2 protein-coding genes are annotated in these 2,558 nt (G+C 62.8%); one reads left to right on the forward strand and one right to left on the reverse strand.

The window, feature by feature from the left end:
- The first annotated feature begins 323 nt into the window (after positions 1 to 323).
- Positions 324 to 950 (forward strand): DUF1062 domain-containing protein, encoded by a 627-nt coding sequence (locus EN906_RS30510; protein ID WP_127267941.1) that lies wholly within the window; start codon positions 324 to 326, stop codon positions 948 to 950.
- Positions 951 to 1,010: 60 nt separating this feature from the next.
- On the opposite strand, the gene EN906_RS30515 is transcribed toward EN906_RS30510, so the two are convergent.
- Positions 1,011 to 2,558, reverse strand: a 1,548-nt coding sequence (locus EN906_RS30515) for an EF-Tu/IF-2/RF-3 family GTPase (protein ID WP_127375623.1), incomplete at its 5' end; no start/stop codon positions are given.

Raw genomic sequence — 2,558 nt, forward strand, 5'->3', positions numbered from 1 at the left:
CAAAAGACCCTTGTCGGTCCAGCATCTCGCGGCTAGAAAGGCCGCCGCGAAACAATTTTGAGCGTCACTTTGCCTACGTAGCCGCCGGTCTCGTCAACTCCCCCGACACACTGCATGACTCCGCATTCGCGGTGTCTGTTTTCATTTCATGTGTTCTTCTGGGCGGCGGTTCGAGACCGGTTTGGCACTGCTGAACCGTTGTTGCGCGCTGCCGCCCGTGACATCCGATTTCCGATCATAGCAAGCGACCGCCACGCCGCGCCCGCATGGGCATCTCGACATCGCCGGCCTGATGAACTTCCCGACGGGAAGGGCTTATCGGCATGTCTGGACTCCAGCGTATCCACTGGGCAATCGCGCCCAAGACCGCACCTCGGCCGCTCATCAGCTGCAGTCGTTGCGGCACTGTGAAGGCCTATTGCAGCAGCGGGAAATTCCGCGTCAACGCCAACGGCAAACGCATCGACGTGTGGCTGATCTATCGCTGCATCGACTGCGACAACTCCTGGAATTTCGGCATTTTCGAGCGCTGCAACCGCCGCGACATCGACCCGACGCTGCTGGCGGCGCTCGAACGCAACGATCCTGCACTCGCTCACCGTCATGCCTTCGATGTAATCGCGTTGCGCAACCGGATCGGGCGCGTCGAGGAGTTCTCCGATGTCAGCATTCACAAGCGCAGGCTCGGCGACACCGGGGAAGCCGCGACCGTGTTGGAGATCCAGCTTGGACTGGAAATGCCGACATCGCTGCGACTCGACCGGCTGCTCGCTGGCGAACTCGGCATCTCGCGATCACGGCTTCAGGCGCTGGAGGAGAGGCGGCTGCTCATCGTTGACCCGGATGGCGCAAAGGCCCTGCGCAAGCCTACCCGCGCGGGAATCGCGATCCGCATCGATCTGGCCGGCGAGGCCGATCGGCAGGCCATCATCTCGGCTGCCGGTGGATGAACGAAAAAGGGGCGGAACACTGGTTGCTCCGCCCCTATCGACTGTCGGAAAATAGAGAGCTTACGCCGCGCCGACCACCTTGGACGACTTCTCGAACCGCTTGCGCTCGTTCGGATCGAGATAGAGCTTGCGCAGCCGAATGGTCTTGGGCGTCACTTCGACCAGTTCATCGTCCTGAATCCAGGCCAGCGCGCGTTCCAGCGTCATGCGGATCGGCGGCGTCAGCTTGACCGCCTCGTCCTTGCCGGCGGCACGGATGTTGGTCAGCTTCTTGCCCTTGAGCACGTTCACTTCAAGATCATTGTCGCGGCTATGGATGCCGATGATCATGCCCTGATACACCTTGACGCCCGGATCGATGACCATCGGGCCGCGATCTTCCAGGTTCCACATGGCGTAGGCGACCGATTCGCCCTGTTCGTTGGAAATCAGCACGCCATTGGTGCGGCCCGGCAGCTCACCCTTGTAGGGCTCATAGGCGTGGAAGAGCCGGTTCATCACGGCGGTGCCGCGCGTGTCGGTCAAAAGCTCCGACTGGTAGCCGATCAGGCCACGGGTCGGCGCGTGGAAGACGATGCGCTGGCGATTGCCGCCGGACGGGCGCAGTTCGACCATCTCGGCCTTGCGCTCGGACATCTTCTGCACGACGACGCCGGCATGCTCCTCATCGACGTCGATGACGACTTCTTCGACCGGCTCCAGCAATTCGCCGTTCTCGCCCTTCTGCATGACGACGCGCGGACGCGACACGGCGATTTCAAAGCCTTCGCGGCGCATCGTCTCGATCAGCACGGCCAGCTGCAATTCGCCGCGGCCGGAGACGAAGAACGAATCCTTGTCGGGCGATTCCTCGATCTTCAGCGCGACATTGCCTTCGGCTTCGCGCAGCAGGCGGTCGCGGATGACGCGGCTGGTCACCTTGTCGCCTTCGGTGCCGGCCAGCGGACTGTCATTGACCAGGAACGACATCGTCACGGTGGGCGGATCGATCGGCTGCGCATGCAGCGGTTCGCTTACGCTCGGGTCGCAGAACGTGTCGGCGACGGTGCCCTTCGACAGGCCGGCAATGGCGACGATGTCGCCCGCCTGCGCTTCTTCGATCGGCTGGCGCTCAAGGCCGCGGAAGGCCAGGATCTTCGAAATACGGCCGGTTTCGATCTGGGTGCCGTCATGGTGCAGCACCTTGACCGGCTGGTTGGCCTTCAGCGTGCCGCTCTCGATACGGCCGGTGATGATGCGGCCGAGGAACGGATTGGCTTCCAGGATGGTGCCGATCATGCGGAACGGGCCGGGATGAACGGTCGGCTCCGGCACATGCTTGATGACGAGGTCGAACAGCGGTCCCAGCTGCTGGTCCTTGGGTCCTTCCGGATTTTCCGAAACCCAGCCATCGCGGCCTGAACCGTACAGAATCGGGAAGTCGAGCTGCTCGTCGGTGGCGTCGAGCGCCGCGAAAAGGTCGAACACCTCGTTGACCACCTCGACGTGACGGGCGTCCGGACGGTCGATCTTGTTGATGACGACGATCGGCTTCAGGCCGACCTTGAGCGCCTTGCCGACGACGAACTTGGTTTGCGGCATCGGCCCTTCGGCTGCGTCGACCAGCAC

Source organism: Mesorhizobium sp. M7A.F.Ca.CA.004.06.1.1, from assembly GCF_003999135.1.
In the GTDB taxonomy this organism is placed as follows: Bacteria; Pseudomonadota; Alphaproteobacteria; order Rhizobiales; family Rhizobiaceae; genus Mesorhizobium.